Raw genomic sequence first — 16,987 nt, 5'->3', positions numbered from 1 at the left:
GGGGACCTGACCCTCCACACACACCACGGACCCGGCCCCCTGGACACACCAGGGACCTGACCCTCCGCACACATCACGGGCCTGACCCCCTGGACACACCACGGGCCTGACCCTCCGCACACGCCACGGATCGAGAAACCAGACAGAACAACCCACGGATATGCCCTTCAGCTGATCCGTGGGTTGTTCTGTCTGACAACGTCAGGTTGTGTCAGCAAGTCGAGCCGCACCACATTGCGTACGCCCACCAACCGGCATCGCGTGCGCCCACCGACCAGCGTGAGGTTACGCATCCGGCCCCATAGCCACGTGACCGGCAGCCAAAGCTCCGAGATCAGTCTCGGGGCGGCCGGCATCCGGCTGTCGCGTAACCGCCGAAGCCGGCCCCTCTCCCCAATCAGTCGCGGTGCAGCTTCCGGTACGTCACGCGGTGCGGGCGGGCCGCATCGGCGCCCAGCCGCTCGATCTTGTTCTTCTCGTAGTCCGCGAAGTTGCCCTCGAACCAGTACCAGTTCGACCCTTCCTCCCAGGCCAGGATGTGGGTCGCGATGCGGTCGAGGAACCACCGGTCGTGCGAGGTGATCACGGCGCAACCCGGGAAGTCGAGCAGCGCGTTCTCCAGCGAGGACAGCGTCTCGGTGTCGAGGTCGTTGGTGGGCTCGTCCAGCAGCAGCACGTTGCCGCCCTGCTTGAGGGTGAGCGCCAGGTTGAGCCGGTTACGCTCGCCACCCGACAGCACCCCGGCCTTCTTCTGCTGGTCGGGGCCCTTGAACCCGAACGCCGCGATGTACGCCCGCGACGGCATCTCCACATTGCCGACCTTGATGTGGTCGAGCCCGTCGGAGACGACCTCCCAGACGTTCTTGCCGGCTTCGATGCCGCCCCGGCTCTGGTCCGCGTAGGAGATCTTGACGGTGTCGCCAACGATGATCTTACCGTCGTCCGGCGTCTCACTACCGGTGATCATGCGGAACAGCGTGGTCTTGCCGACGCCGTTGGGGCCGATGACGCCGACGATGCCGTTACGGGGCAGGTCGAACGTCAGCCCTTCCATCAGGACCCGATCCTCGAACCCCTTGGTCAGCGCTTCGGCCCTGATCACCGTGGTGCCCAGACGCGGGCCCGGCGGGATCTGGATCTCTTCGAAGTCCAGCTTGCGGAACTTGTCGGCCTCGGCCGCCATCTCCTCGTACCGCTGGAGGCGGGCCTTGCTCTTGGTCTGACGGGCCTTCGGGTTGGACCGCACCCACTCCAGCTCGTCCTCGAGGCGCTTCTTGCGCTTGACGTCCTTCTGCCCTTCGACCTTGAGCCGCTGGGCCTTGGCCTCCAGGTAGGTGGAGTAGTTGCCCTCGTAGACGAACGAGCGGCCCCGGTCGAGCTCCAGAATCCAGCCGGCCACGTTGTCGAGGAAGTAGCGGTCGTGGGTGACGGACAGGACCGTGCCCGCGTACTTCTCCAGGTGCTGCTCCAGCCACTGCACGCTCTCGGCGTCGAGGTGGTTGGTGGGCTCGTCGAGCAGCAGCAGGTCGGGGGCTTCGAGCAGCAGCTTGCACAGCGCGACCCGGCGGCGTTCACCACCGGACAGCATGGTCACGTCGGCGTCGGGCGGCGGGCAGCGCAGGGCGTCCATGGCCTGCTCAAGCTGGCTGTCAAGATCCCACGCGTTGCGGTGCTCAAGCTGCTCCTGCAGCTTGCCCATCTCTTCCAGCAACTCGTCGCTGTAGTCGGTGGCCATCTGCTCGGCGATGTCGTTGTAGCGCTGGAGCATCGCCATCGTCTCGGCGACGCCTTCCTGCACATTGCCGAGGACGGTCTTCTCCTCGTTGAGCGGCGGCTCCTGCTGGAGCATGCCCACCGTGAAGCCCGGCATCAACTTGGCGTCACCGTTGGACGGCTGCTCCAAACCGGCCATCATCCGGAGCAGCGTCGACTTTCCGGTGCCGTTCGGCCCCAGGACACCGATCTTGGCTCCGGGCAGGAACGACAGCGTGACGTCGTCAAGGACAACCTTGTCGCCGTGCGCTTTGCGCACGCGCTGCATCGTGTAGATGTACTCCGGCATACCTTCTAGCTTAGGGGCTCCCAACCGGGCTTCCGCCGCTCCCCGGAAGCGCACATCCACCCAACACCTCCAAACAACGAACGAGCCCCATCCCACCAGCCAACCCACCCCACCCCGGGCAATGCACCGTCCCACCCACCAGCTTGGAACCCACCGACCCCAAACCACCCCATCGGGAACCCACCAGCCCTGAACCACCCATCGGGCACCACCGGGCGGCCAGGACCACCAGGCAGGAACAGGCCAACGCCACCAGAACCGCAAGCCTTCACGGGGGGGAGACCGGCACACGGGAACCAGCGAACGCGAACCCACTCAACGAGAACCATCCGACGGAGAGCCCAGCGGCGGAAGCTAGGAGCGGAGTTCGGAGGAAGCAAACCCGGGCGGCATAAACGAGGGGACGCCAAACCGGGAACGGGGGCGGGAAGCGAAGGGGTGGGTCAGGACGGAAGCGCAGAGGGGGCGTCAGTAGACGAGGCGTCAGAGGTCGCGGACGCAGAGGTCGCGGACGCAGAGAGCCCGGACTCTCAGACCGGGGGCTCAGGGACCGGAGGCTCAGGGACCGGAGGCTCAGAGAGCAGGAAGTCCCAGAGCAGGAAGTCCCAGAGCAGGAAGCCAGAGGGCAGGAAGTCAGAAGGCAGGGATCAGCCGTCGCGGGGGAGTGGGCGGCGATCAGCCGTCGCTGGGGAGTGGGCGGCCATCGGGAGGTGAAGAGGAGGAAGGCTGAACAGCAGGAATGCAGATCCGATCCCGACCAAGCTCCTTAGCCCGGTAAAGAGCCAGATCGGCAGCCGTGAGCAAGTCGATGAGATCATCACCGTGAACGTTCAACAACGCCACCCCGGCCGAGATCGTCACCCTCACCAACGTGTCGTCCACGGGAATGGCCATGCGCCCGATGCGGATACGCAGACGTTCGGCCACCAGACGAGCCTCATCGATGTCGGTGCCCGGCAGCAGGACGACGAACTCCTCTCCCCCGAACCGACCCACCACGTCGTACTCACGCAGCTGACCGCGCAGCATGGACGCCACTCCGACCAGAACCTGGTCGCCGACGAGATGGCCGTGGGCGTCGTTGACCCGCTTGAAGTGGTCGATGTCGATGATCAGGAGCGCCAGGCTGTCACCGTTGCGCCGCGCCCGGACGATCTCGGTGTCCGCCTCGCGCTGCCAGGCGGCGGCATTGAGCAATCCCGTCTTGGCGTCGGTACGTGCGGCGGCCTGAAGCTGGGCGTGCAGAAGGCTGCGCTGGAGCAGCACCACGGGCGGCAGCGCGAGAACCAGCCACCCCAGGTTGAGACCGCACCCGATGGAGACCGTGACGCCCAGGCAGAGCTCGACGATGTCCAGCAGCACACTCTCCCTGTTCCACAACAGATCCCGCCAGGCGGTTTCGGGATCTTCCATGTGCGCGGCGATGGCGATGAGACCGATGTTGAGCAGGGAAAAGAGTACGGCCGCCGCCACCACGAAGAGGATCGGCGGACCAGTGCCCCGCGACAACACCCACGGATCGTCGACGAACCGGTGGAACAGGAAAGAGGCCGTACACCCGGCCAGTCCGATGGCCGCCGAGCTGAACACCCGCCGATAGAGCACCGTCGCACGCACGCGTACCTGAAGCAGGATCTGCAGCACGATAGGCGCGAATAGGGCATAGACCGGCGGCAGAAGCAGCGCCACCGGCAACCACCACGCCGACAACAGGTCGCGTGACACTCCGGCAGGAACGCCCAGCCGCCTGGTGGCCTCGATGCACACCGCACCGCACCCCATCAGAGCGCCGAACGTGAGGGCGTCTCTCCAATAGAAAACGGTGGACGCCGCGAACATCATGATCGCAGCGAGATCAAGAGCGACGATCGCGCACAAGTAGACCACGAGCGGGCGACGTTGCCCCAGCAACGGCCAGCGGTCGGCCAGTGTTGACACACCGTCGCGAGACTTGATCGAGGCGTGACTGGTCACCGCCATCTCGTCTCCTCCCTGACTAACGATGTGTAACACAATAATTGCGGAGTGTGCGTTGTGCGATGGGAACCGATACGTTGGCACTGACCACACCTGCTCATTCCACGAGCGGGCCGTGATGGAGAGCCGTGCTGGAAAGGAGCAGCCATGGTGCGGGGCGTAACCTGGACCTGACAGGAGCTCTAGCCATCTGACGCGGGCAACAGCCCATCGGCCGTCCTCGGGGTGTCTACGGGACCCGGCCGATGCCCCCTCCCCCTCCATCCCAACTGACCGCCACCGCGCACGGAATCGCCCACCCCTGACACCCGCGGCCGGTCCCCACAATCCGCAAGTTCTGCACTACCTCAGCCCAAGCTCCGCAACACCAAACTCGACCTGCGACACCCATCCCCCAATCACACCTCAACCGCCCCCACCGCCCCCGCACAAGAGACCGTCAACTGCGTCCCCACCCATGCCCCGCCCCCACGCCCTCAGCCCTGAACGCGCCGCCTCACACCTCAGCTCGCCCCCGCCCCACATCCACACCCCCAGGCCCCCAACGCCACCCCCACACACCCCACACCCTCAGTGGGCTTGATCCGCTTTGACGGACATCCGAGATCAGGGGTTCGTCCCCGGAAGATGTCCATGATCGAGATCACCGATGAGACAGGGGCGGCGCGTGTGCACCTCCAGGCTCACGTGCATATGAAGAGCATGGGGAAGAAGAAGCCGCGTCCTCGCCGCTCGTTCACGCCGGAGCTCAAGGCCGAGATCGTCGAGCTGTGCCGGCGGGGCGACCGGTCGGTCCGTGAGGTGGCCCAGAACTTCGACCTGACCGAGACGGCGGTGCGGCAGTGGGTGCGCTGGGCCGAGGTCGATGCCGGGCAGCGGGACGGGCTGACCAGCAGCGAACGGGAGGAACTGGCGACGCTAGGGCGAGAGACCCGGCGTCTGCGTGAGGATCGGCGTCTGCGTGAGAACATCGACGTCTCAAGCGGGCGACGGCTTTCTTCGCCAAGGAGACCCGGTGAGCGTGCACCCGTTCATCTAGGCGGAGAAGCAGGGCGGCCACAGCGTCCAGTGGGCGTGTGAGCTGCTGGGAGTCTCCCGTACTGCCTTCTACGACCGCCGCAACGCCGCACCCGACCCCCGCGCGCGGGGCGCGGGGCGCAGGGCGCGATGCCGAGCTGGCCGGGGAGATCGCCGCGGTGCACGCGCGCTCAAGGGGAAGTTACGGGCACCGCGCGTGCACGAGCAGTTGCAGCGACGGCTAGGACCGGGTGATTCCCGGGGGCCGGGCGCCGCGTGCACGCGCAGTTGCAGCAGGACGGGCAGCGGTGCGGCCGGGGCTTCGTGCCCTAGAGACCAGCCATCCCCCGGAGATCATGCACCCTCGGAGACCAGCTACCTCCTGGCGGCCGGCGAGCCTTTGGAGGTCAGTGAGCCTTTGGAGGTCAGTGAGCCTTTGGAGGTCAGTGAGCCTTTGGAGGTCAGCGAGCCTTTGGAGGTCAGCGAGCCTTTGGAGGTCAGCGAGCCTTTGGAGGTCAGCGAGCCTTTGGAGGTCAGCGAGCCTTTGGAGGTCAGCGAGCGTCTGGAGGCTGGTGGGTCCGAGCCAGGTCACATCCAAGCCGGAACAGCGCCTTTCACGTTCCTTACGGCGTCATGGGCCTTCTCGGGGCCGCGACGCCCTCTGCCAGGACGGTCCACTTGGTGTGGGTGCCCTGGATGAGCTCGGACTGGATGGTCTGTGACAGTTGCGAGCCAGCCGCCAGCGCCAGCGCTGCGGCCAGCAGCATGCCCAGCGCCAGCACCAGGGCGAAGAGGCGCGGGCGGACCAGAGAGTCTCGCATGAGGTACCTCCGGGATCGAATCGACTTCTCGAACAGCCGGTATTCGTCGCCTGCCTCCCGGGCGGATGAAGTGTCGGCGAAAAGGGACGGGCCGTTAGGGCAGCCTGGCCGAGGCATGGCACCACGAACCGGCACCCTTCGGCGTCGAGTCGGTGATCGTCGACGCGGCCCCGTACCCCACCAGCATGAGATACGGCCCTTGTAATACATGGGAGCGTCGGCAGACTTGACCCGTGATCAAGACGCTACGTCCGAAGGACTACAACGAGGTGCTCCACGTTGGGCACTACTTCCGTACGGGTGTTCCCGTGGCCATAGATCTCACGCAACTGGCTGATGACGTGGCCAAACAGTTGGTGGACTTCTGCGCTGGGCTGATCTGCGGGCGGGGCGGTGACATGCAGCGGCTGGATCGGAAGCTCTTCCTCCTCCAGCCCCCGGCCCAGCCTCGGATCGCTGCCGCGCACATCCCCGATCTGGCTCACATCGCCGATTGATTCACGTCCTGCGAAGCGTCGGAGCCGCCCAAAGCGCAGACGAGCCCGAAGCCGCGGAGTCGCCCAAAGTTCGGACGGCTCCGAAGCCCCGGATCAGTTCAGAGTCCCCGGCAGTTCTCTCGTGCCGGGGCTCCAGGCGGTTTGGAGCCCCGGGATGTCTCGAAGTTCGGGATGCTGCGAGGGCTGCGTCGTTACGCTGCCACTCTGGCCTTCATCTTCGCCGGCTCTTCCTCGACGCCCGACTCATCGCCGCTCGTCATGCGTCCCTTGTCGTGGTCCTCGCCGCCGAGGATTCGGGGCGTGCCGTCCTTCGTCGCGAGCCTGCGTACGGTGCCCTCCTCTGGGCCCTGGGCGGACACGGCGTCTGCCTCCCGCACTTGCGCGGGCCCGGACTCCCCTTCCTGGCCTCGTGTACGCACGGTTGCGCTCGCTGATTTCCGCGAGCGCACAGGGCGGCGGGCTTCGGATTCCAGACCCCGGCCTTGGTCTTGGTCTTGGTCTTGGTCTTGGTCTTGGTCTTGGTCTTGGTCTTGGTTCGACGTCAGTGTCTGCGCGGTTTCGTTCTTCGAGGTAAGTCCGCGTGTGCCGCCGTTATCGAACTCCAAGCCTCGGACGGTGTTGCTCTCGGACGCCGAACCCCGCGCGGAGCCGTTCTCGGACGCCAGGCCCCGCGCCGTACCGTCCTCGGGCTCCGATCCCCGCGCGATACTGCCGTTGGACTCCAACCCGCGCACGGTGCTTCCGTTGGGCTCCTGGCTGCGGACTGTGCTGCCGGTGGACGCCGGGGTGCGTGAGGGTTGGGAGATCGGTGCGGGTGCCGTGTCGTCGTTCGGTGTCAGGGGGTTTGTTGTGCCCTCGTCTGTACCCCGTGTGCGGGGCAGGGCGTCCCAGGAGTCCAGGGGGCTCATACTGTCGTTTGTGGTGGCGGGGTCGGATTCGGTGTGGAGGCTGGGGCGGGTGAGGGGGCGTTGGGGGCGGGTGCCCATTGCCCAGTCGCGGGTTTCCTCATCCAGCCGGTCGCGCATCTCCTTGCTCACCGAGCTGACTCCGCCTCGCTCCGGCTTGGTGAAGGCACCGGTGCCCCAGCGGAGGTCGTGGCCCACCGCGCTCGCCTCGATCTCGGGCATGAAGCGGCGCTCTCCCTCAGGGCCGAACTCGCGGATGCGCAGCTTTCCCGACACCACCACGGGTTGGCCCGCTCGTACGGACGCTGCCACGTTCTCCCCCAGGGCGCGCCAGCAGCGGACTGTGAAGCAGACCCGCTCGCCGTCCGTCCACTGACCCGTCTTCTTGTCGAAGTAGCGGTGTGAGGTGAAGACCTTCAGTGAGGTGACCTTGGTGCCCTCGTCGAAGCTGTACTGCCTCGGCTCGGCCGCGACGTTGCCGGTGAGTGTGATGTAAATGTCGTTCATCCGTGCCTCCCATATGGCGGGCCGGCTGCCCGCTATCGGGGAACACGGTGCCGTGGAAGGGCTGGGGCAGGGGCGGCCGAACGCGATTCTGTGGATGGAGAGGGTGAGGCCACGTGCAGGCTGTGGATGAGGGGTGTGAGCGGCAGGGAGGGTGCAGGCGGTCGGGAAGTAGGAGGAAGGCGAGCTGGCCGCGGCACCCCATTGTGCTGGGCCGCGGCCTCGCTTCACGTCCCGGTCAAGCCGGGCCCACATCAAACAACAAGCCGTGGTGACACCGACACCGGGCCAGGCTTACACCGACAAATCGCGTAGTGCCGTGTAGAAGGCGTGGTGGCGGTTCAGTTCCCGTTCCACCGGTTCCACCACCATCGTGGCCGAGACCGCCGCGACCCTGCGCCTCATCTCGCGCTCAAGCCGCTCCCGCTCCCGCGAAGCCCCCAGTTCCACGAAGTTGCGTGACGCGATGCCGGACAACGCCCCGAGCCCCAGTACGGCGGCCATCATCAGGCCCACCCACGGCAGTGTCGCCGTGTCGCCCAGCAGTTCCAGCGACGGCGGCAGCTGGCCGGGCATGAGCAGGCCCACCCCGAGCCAGGCCAGGCCGGCCACGAACGCCGCCACCAGGAAGTACTGCCACACCTTGAGCGCCCGCCACCAGCCGGGCACCCGGTCGAGCTGGGGCGCGACCTCCGTGAGGTCCTCCGTCAGGGCCTGCGGGAGCTGACCGGCGCGGGACCTGGCGGCCCGGTGCACGGCCGTGCGCCACACCGGCTGCATACCCATGGACAGGCCGTCGGCCAGCGCCTGCACCGCGTTGGCGACCTCGGCCGACTGGGCGCTCACCGAAGTGGTCGCGATGCCGTGGATCTCCTGCCCCACATCGTCGAGCTTGAGGCTCTTGAGCGGGTCGGGGCGGAATTTCCCGATCCAACGCGGGTACGGCCAGCCGACCCACCGGCTCGACCGTTCCGCGTACACGTTCTCCATGGCCTCGCCCACGGCCGGTACGCCGACGGCGTCGCACAGCGCGTCCGTCAGCCCCATCCTGCGGGCCTCGTCCACGGCGGAGGGCGCCGACAGCGCCTCCCCCATCGGCATGGCCTGGCTGAGCTTCTGCTCCAGCCGGTGCAGGTCGGCTTCGAGCTTCACGATGGCGGCACGGCGGCGGGCCACCGCGGTGGCGATGACGCTCTTGAGGCTCTCGATGCCGCGGCCGGTGACGGCCGAGGTCGGTACGACGCTCGGATGGTCGACGCCTTCCCTGCGCAGCAGGTCGTTGAGGTCGATGACCAGCTCGGCCAGCTCCTCGGCGGTCAGCCGGTCGGCCTGGTTGAGCGAGAACACCGTGACCGCCTCATGCCCGGCCAGCTCCGTCACGTAGCGCCGGTGCGTGGAGGCGTCAGCGTACTTCTGCGGATCCAGCACCCACACCACCAGGTCGGCCAGCCCGATGAGCCGGTCCGCCTCGGTGTCGGTGAGCGCCCTGATCGAGTCGTGGTCGGGCAGGTCGAGCAGGATCAGCCCGTGGAGCTGGCTGTCGCCCTTGTCCAGCGCGCTGGCCCGGGAGAAGCGGTGCCGCCACTGGATCTGCAGCCAGTCGAGCAGCGGCCCGGCGCCCTCAAGGCCCCACACGCAGGCATGGGTACGGGCGGTGGTCGGCCTGCGTACGCCGGTCGGCGACAGCTCAAGCCCGGAGACCGCGTTGAACAGCGACGACTTGCCGCTGCCCGTGCCGCCCGCGAGGGCGACGACGGTGTGCTCCGAGGACAGCTTGAGCCGGTCCCCGGCCCGCTTCAGCAGCGCGTTCGCCTCGTCGAGCAGCTTCTTGTCCAGCCGCCCCGGCCCCAGCTCCACCACCTTGGTGAGCGCGGCCAGCCGCGGAGCGAGCCCCGGTCTGGTGGTCGTGGTGGTCATCGAGCGACCTCAAGGTTGTACGTTGCCTGGTAGAGACGGGTGGCCACGGACTCGTCCGGGATGCCCGCGGAATCGAGCGCCTGCACGTAACGCATGGCCTCCTCGTCGAACAGCATGCCGATCCTGGCCTTCAGATCGCTGAGCGCCTTGGCGCCGATGCCGCGCAGCGACTCCGCGCCGAGCACGGCGTTGACCAGCCGGTGCGGCACTCCCTCGCCGTTGTTGCCGCTGAACATCGCGACCATGAAGATCAGTGCGAGCGAGTCCGGATCGAACGAGACCAGCTTCGACACCGAACGCTTGGCCACGCCTTCCGTGCGTACCAGCTCGCCCAGATGATCCTGCCAGGACGCGATGGCCCGGCCCGTGTGCCGTACAAGATTGTCGGAGGGCCTGTCGAGGTCCTTCCCGAGCTTGGCCCCCAGCTCGGAACGGTGGCTCCAGCGCGCCACCACCTCCTCGCAGGCACGGTTGGCGGCGGCGACGATGACCGATTCGAGCCCGGTGCGGATCGCCCCCTTGAACGCCAGCACCCGCTCCGGCGCCTGCTTGGCGGCCCGGCCGCGCTTGCGGAGCTGCAGCGAGCGCACGAGATCGCCGGAACCGGCGAAGTCCTGCCAGCGGGCGAGCACCTCGCCGTGCAGCAGGGAGCCGTTCTTCGAGGACTTCTCGATCTCGCCGAGCGCGCCCAGGAAGGCCGCCTCCACGTCGCCGCGCAGTTCGGCCCTGAACGCGACGTGCGCCTCCAGGTGCCTGGCCAGCGCGGGTACGCGGGTGCGGAAGCTGTTCAGCACGCCGTTCAGCGTCTCGCGTACGGCCTGGGCCCGCTGCTTCTCATCCACCGAAAGCTCGGCCAGCCAGAGCCGCAGGTCGGTCACCTCGCTGTCGGGCAGCTTCCCGTCGGCCACCGTCGACTCGTGGATGACGAACCTGTCGATGTCGCCCAGCCCGTATTCGGTGAGCATGCGTACGAAATGCTTGAGCACCACGTCGGCGGACTTCTGCTGTACGCGCGACAGCACGATGGCCAGCCGGGCGCCGCGCTCCTTGGCCAGGCGCAGCAGCTTCCAGGCCGGGGCGTCGGCGTAGCGGGCGGCCGTGGTCACGAAGATCCACAGGTCGGCGGCGTCGAGCATGCGGTGCGCGACGTCGTGGTGCTCCTCGACCACCGAGTCGATGTCGGGGGTGTCGAGCAGCGCGACGCCCTGCGGGAGCTTCTCGGTCGCGCTGATCACCAGGCTGCGCGTGCCCGACTCCGGGGACAGCCTGTCCAGGCGTTCCAAACCGCTCAGCAGTTCGCCCCGCGCGAACCAGTCGTAGTCCTCGGGGTGGCAGACCAGGACGGGGGTGCCGGTGGTCGGGCGGCGGATGCCCGTACGCGAGACGTTTTTCTCGGCGAGGCTGTTGACCAAGGTGGACTTGCCCGCGCCGGTGGAGCCCGCGATCACGATGAGGGCGGGGGCGGTGCGGGTCCTCACCCGGGGCAGGACGTAGTTCTCCAGCTGGGCCAGCAGGTCGGCCTGGGCCTGCTGGGCCTCCTCCGAGCCGGGCAGGTCCAGAGCGAAGCGCAGGTCGGCGACGCTTTCGCGGAGAGAGCCGAGCGCCTCCATGAGCGCCTCAGCCGCCTCGGCCGGCAACTCCTCCAGCCGCTCCCCCGGCCCGGGTTCGCTCTCTGCCTCAGATCCGGGGGTCGTGGCGGTGGCTTCCGCCTCGGGGCCGGCGTCGGTTCCGGCTTCAGCGCCGATTTCGGCGTCGGTGTCAGCGTCGGTGTCAGCGTCGGTACGGGCGTCTGCGTCCGTTGCGGCGGCAGCCTCAGTACGGGCGGCGTCCGCGTCGGCGGCGGCATCGGAGCCAGCGGTCTCGGAGTCGGTGATCCGAGACTCGGGGCTCGGGGACTCGGCAGCGGCTTCGGGCTCGGAACCAGTCTCGGCGGAGATCGTGTCAGCGTTGTCAGCGACGGCGTCACGATCGGCGGCGGCTTCGGGCTCGGGCTGGTTGTCCGGTTGGGGCTCACGCTCGGACGAAGCCTCCGCCGCAAGCTCTGGCTCGAACTCGGGCCCGGGCTCGGGCTCGGGCTCAGCTTCAAGCGAGTCCTCGGCCACAGGCTCGGCGCCGGGCTCAGGCTCTTCGGCGGTCCACAGGACATCACTTCCCGTGGCTTCGGGTTGCGGGGAATCGGCGGGATCCGAGGTGGCGGCGGCCTCGTCGCGCACGGGCTTGCCAGCAGAGTCACGCGCGGGCTCGTCATCGCCCTCAACGGGCTCGTGACCACCGGTTACGGGTCCGCCGGCGTCCGCGGGAGGAGTCGCGCCCGGGCCGCCGAGTGCGGCAGGCCGTACGAACATGGAGGGACGGCCGGAGGGCGGCTCATCGAAGCCGGGCCGCGCCCGAAGCCCCGGCTGCGGCCCCTCCCCCTCGGGAGGCCGCCGCAACGCGGCCGGCTTCTCGAAGAGCGACGGCCTGCGCGCGGGAGTGCCCTCGAAGATCGAGGGCTCACGCACCGGTCTTTCCTCGAAGAGCGACGGCTCGCGCGCCGGAGCCGCCTCAAAGGGCGGGGACTCGGAACCCTCGGGCGCGTCCCGCGCGACGGCCCCGTCCTCAGGTACGTCCCGCGAGACGTCCCCGTCCTCGGGTGCGTCCCGCAAGACGGCCCCATCCTCAAGTACGTCCTGCGTGGCCCCGCTCTCAGGCACGTCCCGCGCGGCCTCACCCTCGGATACGTCCCGCGCGGCCCCGCCCTCGGGTGTGTCCCGGGCGGCAGCCCCGCCGGCCGCGGTGTCCTGGGCGTCGTCGGTCGGGGCCTTGTCCAGGTCCTCGTCGGTTACCGGGCGGAAGCTCAACGTCTGCTCCCCCGGTGACTCGTTCCGCCCGTCATCCATGGCCGTGTTCACGGCAAGCGCTCCGCTCGAACCATCTCGACCTCCTGGCCGACCCGCACGACGTCGCCGACGATGACGATCGCCGGCGGCCGTATCCCAGCCGCGGACACGCGGTCGGCCACGGTGGAAAGCGAAGCGATTACCGCCCGCTGGGTCGGAAGGGTACCGTCCTGTACCACCATTACGGGAGTCTCCGGGGAACGTCCGTCGCGGACGAGTGTCTCGGCCACCTTCGCCAGGCGTTCGACGGCCATCATCAACACCAGCGTGCCCTCGGAACGCGCCAGCGCGGGCCAGTCGACGGTGGACTTGGGGTCGTCGGGCGCCACGTGCACGGAGATGACGTGGAACTCCTGGCTCACCCCGCGGTGCGTCACCGGCACCCCGGCGGCGGCGGGCACCGCGACGGCGCTGGTGATGCCGGGCACGACCAGCACCGGGATGCCGGCCTGGGTGCAGGCGATCATCTCCTCGCCGCCCCGCCCGAACACGAACGAGTCGCCGCCCTTGAGCCGGACCACGAACTTGCCCTGCCTGGCGCGGTCCACGAGCAGCTCGTTGATCGTCTCCTGGGACAACGACCGGCCATAGGGCACCTTGGCGGCGTCGATGAGCTCGACGTCGGGGGCCAGCTCGTCGAGCAGGGCGCGGGGCGCGAGGCGGTCGGCGACGACCACGTCGGCCTGGGCGAGCAGTTGCCGCCCGCGTACCGTGATGAGGCCGGGATCGCCGGGGCCGCCGCCGACGAGGGCCACGCCGACGGGTTTGGTGCGGTTGCGGCGGGCGTCGACCGTGCCGTCGCGCAGCGCCTCGACCACCGCGTCCCTGATGCCGGCGGCTCTTCGCGGGTCGCCGCCCGCGGTGATGGCCACGCTGATCTCGTCGACCCGCCCGGTGGCGGGCGTCCAGGCGGCGGAGGCGTCCTTGTCGTCGGCGCGCACGCACCACACGCGCTTGGCCTCCGCCTCAGCGGCGATCGCGGTGTTGACGGATCTGTCGTCGGTGCAGGCCTGTACGAGCCAGGCCCCGTCGCAGTCGCCGACCTCGTAAGGCCGGGCGTGCCACGTGACCCTGCCGGCGGCGATCAGGTCGTCGAGCGCCGGCGTGACCGACGGCGACACGACGGTGACCTCCGCACCGGCCTCTAGCAGCGCGGGCACCCGCCGCTGAGCGACGCGGCCGCCGCCTGCGACGAGGACCCGGCGGCCGGAAAGCCGCAGGCCGAGGAGGTAGGGACCCATGGGGGGAATCTCCCGTTCGCGAAGGTTCTGTTCAGAGGTAAACCTACCGGCTTCGCATACGTCGTTTGCTGCGCATGGGTTAACGACCGTCGAGAAGTGGCTGCCGCGGATCCCAGCGAGGCCCGCCCTCATCGTCCCTGCGGCGTCTGGCCATCGCTGACAAGGCTTCCAGGATAACCCTGTTGCCGAGGTAGGCGGTGATGTCCGCGTGATCGTAGGGCGGCGCCACCTCGACCACCTCCATCCCGGCCACGGGCAGTTCGTAGCAGATCCGGCGAACCGAATCGAGGAGTTGCCTGGAGGTGAAACCCCCGGGCTCGGGCGTGCCGGTGCCGGGGGCGTGGCCGGGGTCACAGACGTCGATGTCCACGGACAGGAAGATCTGGTCGCATTCGTCCAGGGCGATCCCGAACGACTCGGTCAGGCATTCGTCGAGCCCGCGCGCCACGATCTCGGTCATCTCGTAGGAGCGCATGTTCCTGGCGGCCATCCAGCCGAGCGTCTCCGGCTCCGGCCAGTAGCCGCGCAGCCCGATCTGCAGGAACCTGTCGCCGCGGATGGCCCCGGACTCGATGAGCCGCCGCATGGGCTGGCCGTGGCCGTACAGGTGGCCGAAGGCGATGTCCCCGGTGTCGGCGTGCGCGTCGAAGTGGATCATCGAGGTACGCCCGGCCGGGTACGCCCTGGCAGTCCCCCTGGCGTCCGGCAGCGCGACCGTGTGGTCGCCCCCGAGCACCAGCGGGATCGCCCCCGATGCCGCCACCCGGTGCACCGCCTCCTCGATGGCGGCCAGCGAGCCCTCCACGTCGCCCGAGTAACACTCCACGTCGCCGGCGTCGAGCACCCGCAGGTCGCGCAGCGCGTCCACGCGCAGCGCCAGGCTGGGCCTGGAGCCGTCGTGCGGCATGTAGCAGGCCTGGCGCAGCGCCCGCGGGCCGAATCTGGCGCCGGGCCGGTTCGTGGTGCCGCCGTCGAAGGGGGCGCCGATGATCACCACATCGGCGTCCGCGTAACTCCCGGGATCGTTGACGTCGCAACGGTCCACCCCGAGGAACGTGATGTCGGGCCCGTACATCGGTCCATATCGAGACACTGTCCGCACCTCCAGTGTCTCCATCATCACATGGGCTTCTCGACCACTCCCGCCGATCCCGCCGAGATCATCACCCGGGCTTCTCGGCCGCTCCCGCCGAGATCATCACCTGGGCTTTTCGGTCACTCCCGCGGAGTCGAACGTGGCCACGTCGTGCATCACCCGTACGGCCGCGCACACCATCGGATGCGCCAGCAGGCCGCCCGTGCCCTCACCGAGCCGCAGCTCCAGGTCCACGAGCGGGCGCAGCCCGAGGTGGATCAGCGCGGCGGCGTGGCCGGGCTCGGCGGAGCGGTGGCCGGCCACGCAGTGGTCGATCGCGGCCGGATCGAGCGCGGCGGCCACGAGGGCGGCGGCGCCGGCGATGACGCCGTCGAGGATCACCGGCACGCGCGACGCGGCGGCGCTCAGGATGAAGCCCGCGATGGCCGCGTGCTCGAACCCGCCGACGGCGGCCAGGGCCCGCAGCGCCTCACTGGGCGAGCCGGAGGCGCCGTCGGGCGCGTGCAGGCGCAGGGCCTCGCGCACCACGCCGACCTTGTGCTCGTACGTCTCGTCGTCGATCCCCGTGCCCCTGCCGGTCACCTCCGCCGCGTCCACACCGGTGAAGACGGAGATCAGCGCGGCCGAGGCGGTGGTGTTGGCGATGCCCATGTCGCCGGTGATCAGGCAGCGCGCCCCCTTGGCCACCAGGTCCGCGGCCACCACGATGCCCGCCTCCATCGCCCTGACGGCCTGGTCGACGGTCATGGCGGGGCCCGCGGACAGGTCGGCGGTGCCGTACGCGATCTTGTGCTTGACCAGGCCGGGCGCGTCGGGCAGGTCGGCGGCGACGCCCACGTCCACCACGGTCACCGAGGCGCCGGACTGGGCGGCGAAGGCGTTGGCGACCGCGCCGCCCGCCAGGAAGTTGGCGACCATCTGCACCGTGACCTCCTGCGGCCACGGGCTGACGCCGCGCGCGTGCACGCCGTGGTCGGCGGCGAAGATGGCCAGGGCCGCCGGCTCCGGCATGGGCGGCGGGCTGACCCCGGCCGAGCCGGCCAGGCGTACCGCGACCTCTTCGAGCACGCCGAGCGAGCCGCGGGGCTTGGTCAGGCGGTCCTGGTAGGCGCGGGCCTCGGCGAGAGCGGACGGGTCTGCCGGACGGATCGCGGCAAGCGTCTCAGCTAGCACGACAAACCTCCACAAAAGCGATCACGGGACGAGCTGAAGGGCTTCCTCGTAACGGTCGATCACGACGTCGGCCAGGCTCTCACAGTCGCCGATCACCTCGGCGCAGCGGATGTCGAGGTCGGGATGTCCCGCGCCGTACGCCAGCGCCTGCGCCCACACGCGCTCCAGCATGCCGCCCGCGAACAGCAGGTACGGCACCACGATCACGCGCTTGGCCCCCAGCCGCCGGCAACGTTCGAGCCCGCCGGGCACCCCGGGCGGCGTGACCGACACGAACGCGGTCTCGACGGTCATGAAGTCGTAGGCGTGCGTCTCCCAGAACAGCCGCGAGACGCGGTGCACCTCGGCGTTGGCGGTGGCGTCCGTGGAGCCCTCGCCGACCAGCACGACGGCGGTCTCCCCCGGCTCGACGTGCGCGTACAGGTCCTCCACGAGCGAGGAGTCCACGGCCCGCAGCCGGGGCCTGGCGCCCGCCAGCTCCAGCGCGCGGGGCCTGGCGGGCTCGCGCAAGCCCGACAACTCGGTGGCGGCCTCGTTGAGCCGCTCGGCCAGCAGCGAGAGCACGCGCGGGTCGGGGCCGAGCGGGCGGCCGGAGTCGTACATCAGCGTGGGGTGCCGCTGCTGTTCCACGGCCATCGCGGCGGGGAACTCCTCGCCCATCCTGCTCAGGCTCAGCGGCAGCGCCACGAGCCGGTGGTGCCCCCTGGCGACCAGGGAGGCGACGGAGTCGCTCAGCCGGGGCGTGGCCCGCTCCAGATACCCCCCGGACACGTCGGCGCCCGTCTGGTCGAGGCGGCAGCGAAGGCGATGTACGAACCTGCCGAACTCCGCGGCATAGGCGTCGTCCTGTGAGCCCTGCCCGATCAGCAGGAGCGGCGGCTTCATCGTGAGGGATTCT

The 16,987-nt window shown here is 69.2% G+C and carries 11 protein-coding genes and 1 pseudogene; 2 read left to right on the top strand and 10 right to left on the bottom strand.

The genetic code is table 11. From position 1 onward, the window contains the following. Positions 1-397 precede the first annotated feature (397 nt). Complete coding sequence (gene ettA / locus AB0I81_RS26610; protein ID WP_360661539.1) at positions 398-2,062, bottom strand: energy-dependent translational throttle protein EttA; 1,665 nt, start codon at positions 2,060-2,062, stop codon at positions 398-400. 675 nt (positions 2,063-2,737) lie between these two features. Next, positions 2,738-4,042, bottom strand: coding sequence for a GGDEF domain-containing protein (locus tag AB0I81_RS26605; protein WP_360661536.1), 1,305 nt, complete (start codon positions 4,040-4,042; stop codon positions 2,738-2,740). A gap of 624 nt (positions 4,043-4,666) precedes the next feature. On the opposite strand from AB0I81_RS26605, the pseudogene AB0I81_RS26600 reads away from it, so the two are divergent. Next, positions 4,667-4,981 (top strand): annotated as a pseudogene (locus tag AB0I81_RS26600) (transposase); the annotation flags it as partial. 698 nt (positions 4,982-5,679) lie between these two features. Here AB0I81_RS26600 and AB0I81_RS26595 read toward each other — a convergent pair. Then, complete coding sequence (locus AB0I81_RS26595; RefSeq protein WP_360661533.1) at positions 5,680-5,877, bottom strand: hypothetical protein; 198 nt, start codon at positions 5,875-5,877, stop codon at positions 5,680-5,682. A gap of 233 nt (positions 5,878-6,110) precedes the next feature. Here AB0I81_RS26595 and AB0I81_RS26590 point away from each other — a divergent pair, with 233 nt between their 5' ends. After that, entirely contained in the window at positions 6,111-6,374 is a 264-nt protein-coding gene (locus tag AB0I81_RS26590) for a cell division protein SepF (protein WP_360661531.1), read from the top strand. A gap of 191 nt (positions 6,375-6,565) precedes the next feature. Here the strand turns inward: AB0I81_RS26590 and AB0I81_RS26585 are convergent, their stop codons facing one another. From AB0I81_RS26585 to AB0I81_RS26555, 7 genes are all read right to left on the bottom strand, one after another. Beyond that, entirely contained in the window at positions 6,566-7,786 is a 1,221-nt protein-coding gene (locus AB0I81_RS26585; RefSeq protein WP_360661528.1) for a single-stranded DNA-binding protein, read from the bottom strand. 291 nt (positions 7,787-8,077) lie between these two features. Next, positions 8,078-9,700, bottom strand: a complete 1,623-nt coding sequence (locus AB0I81_RS26580; RefSeq protein WP_360661525.1) for an ABC transporter — start codon at positions 9,698-9,700, stop codon at positions 8,078-8,080. Further along, positions 9,697-12,591 (bottom strand): dynamin family protein, encoded by a 2,895-nt coding sequence (locus AB0I81_RS26575; RefSeq protein ID WP_360661522.1) that lies wholly within the window; start codon positions 12,589-12,591, stop codon positions 9,697-9,699. The genes AB0I81_RS26580 and AB0I81_RS26575 overlap by 4 nt, the downstream gene beginning before the upstream one ends. Beyond that, positions 12,588-13,820, bottom strand: a complete 1,233-nt coding sequence (gene cobA, locus AB0I81_RS26570) for a uroporphyrinogen-III C-methyltransferase (RefSeq protein WP_360661519.1) — start codon at positions 13,818-13,820, stop codon at positions 12,588-12,590. The genes AB0I81_RS26575 and cobA overlap by 4 nt, the downstream gene beginning before the upstream one ends. A gap of 79 nt (positions 13,821-13,899) precedes the next feature. Next, positions 13,900-14,913, bottom strand: a complete 1,014-nt coding sequence (speB, locus tag AB0I81_RS26565; RefSeq protein ID WP_360661516.1) for an agmatinase — start codon at positions 14,911-14,913, stop codon at positions 13,900-13,902. A 105-nt stretch (positions 14,914-15,018) separates the two neighbouring features. Next, the gene (gene cobT, locus AB0I81_RS26560) at positions 15,019-16,089 is read right to left on the bottom strand and encodes a nicotinate-nucleotide--dimethylbenzimidazole phosphoribosyltransferase (RefSeq protein ID WP_360661513.1); all 1,071 of its coding nucleotides are present in this window, start codon (positions 16,087-16,089) and stop codon (positions 15,019-15,021) included. 21 nt (positions 16,090-16,110) lie between these two features. Next, the gene (locus AB0I81_RS26555) at positions 16,111-16,974 is read right to left on the bottom strand and encodes a sirohydrochlorin chelatase (protein WP_360661511.1); all 864 of its coding nucleotides are present in this window, start codon (positions 16,972-16,974) and stop codon (positions 16,111-16,113) included. Positions 16,975-16,987: the final 13 nt, after the last annotated feature.

This window comes from Nonomuraea sp. NPDC050404 (assembly GCF_040655495.1).
Classification (GTDB): Bacteria; Actinomycetota; Actinomycetes; order Streptosporangiales; family Streptosporangiaceae; genus Nonomuraea.
Note: the sequence above shows the minus strand (reverse complement) of the source record. Positions and strands in the feature narration are given on the sequence as shown.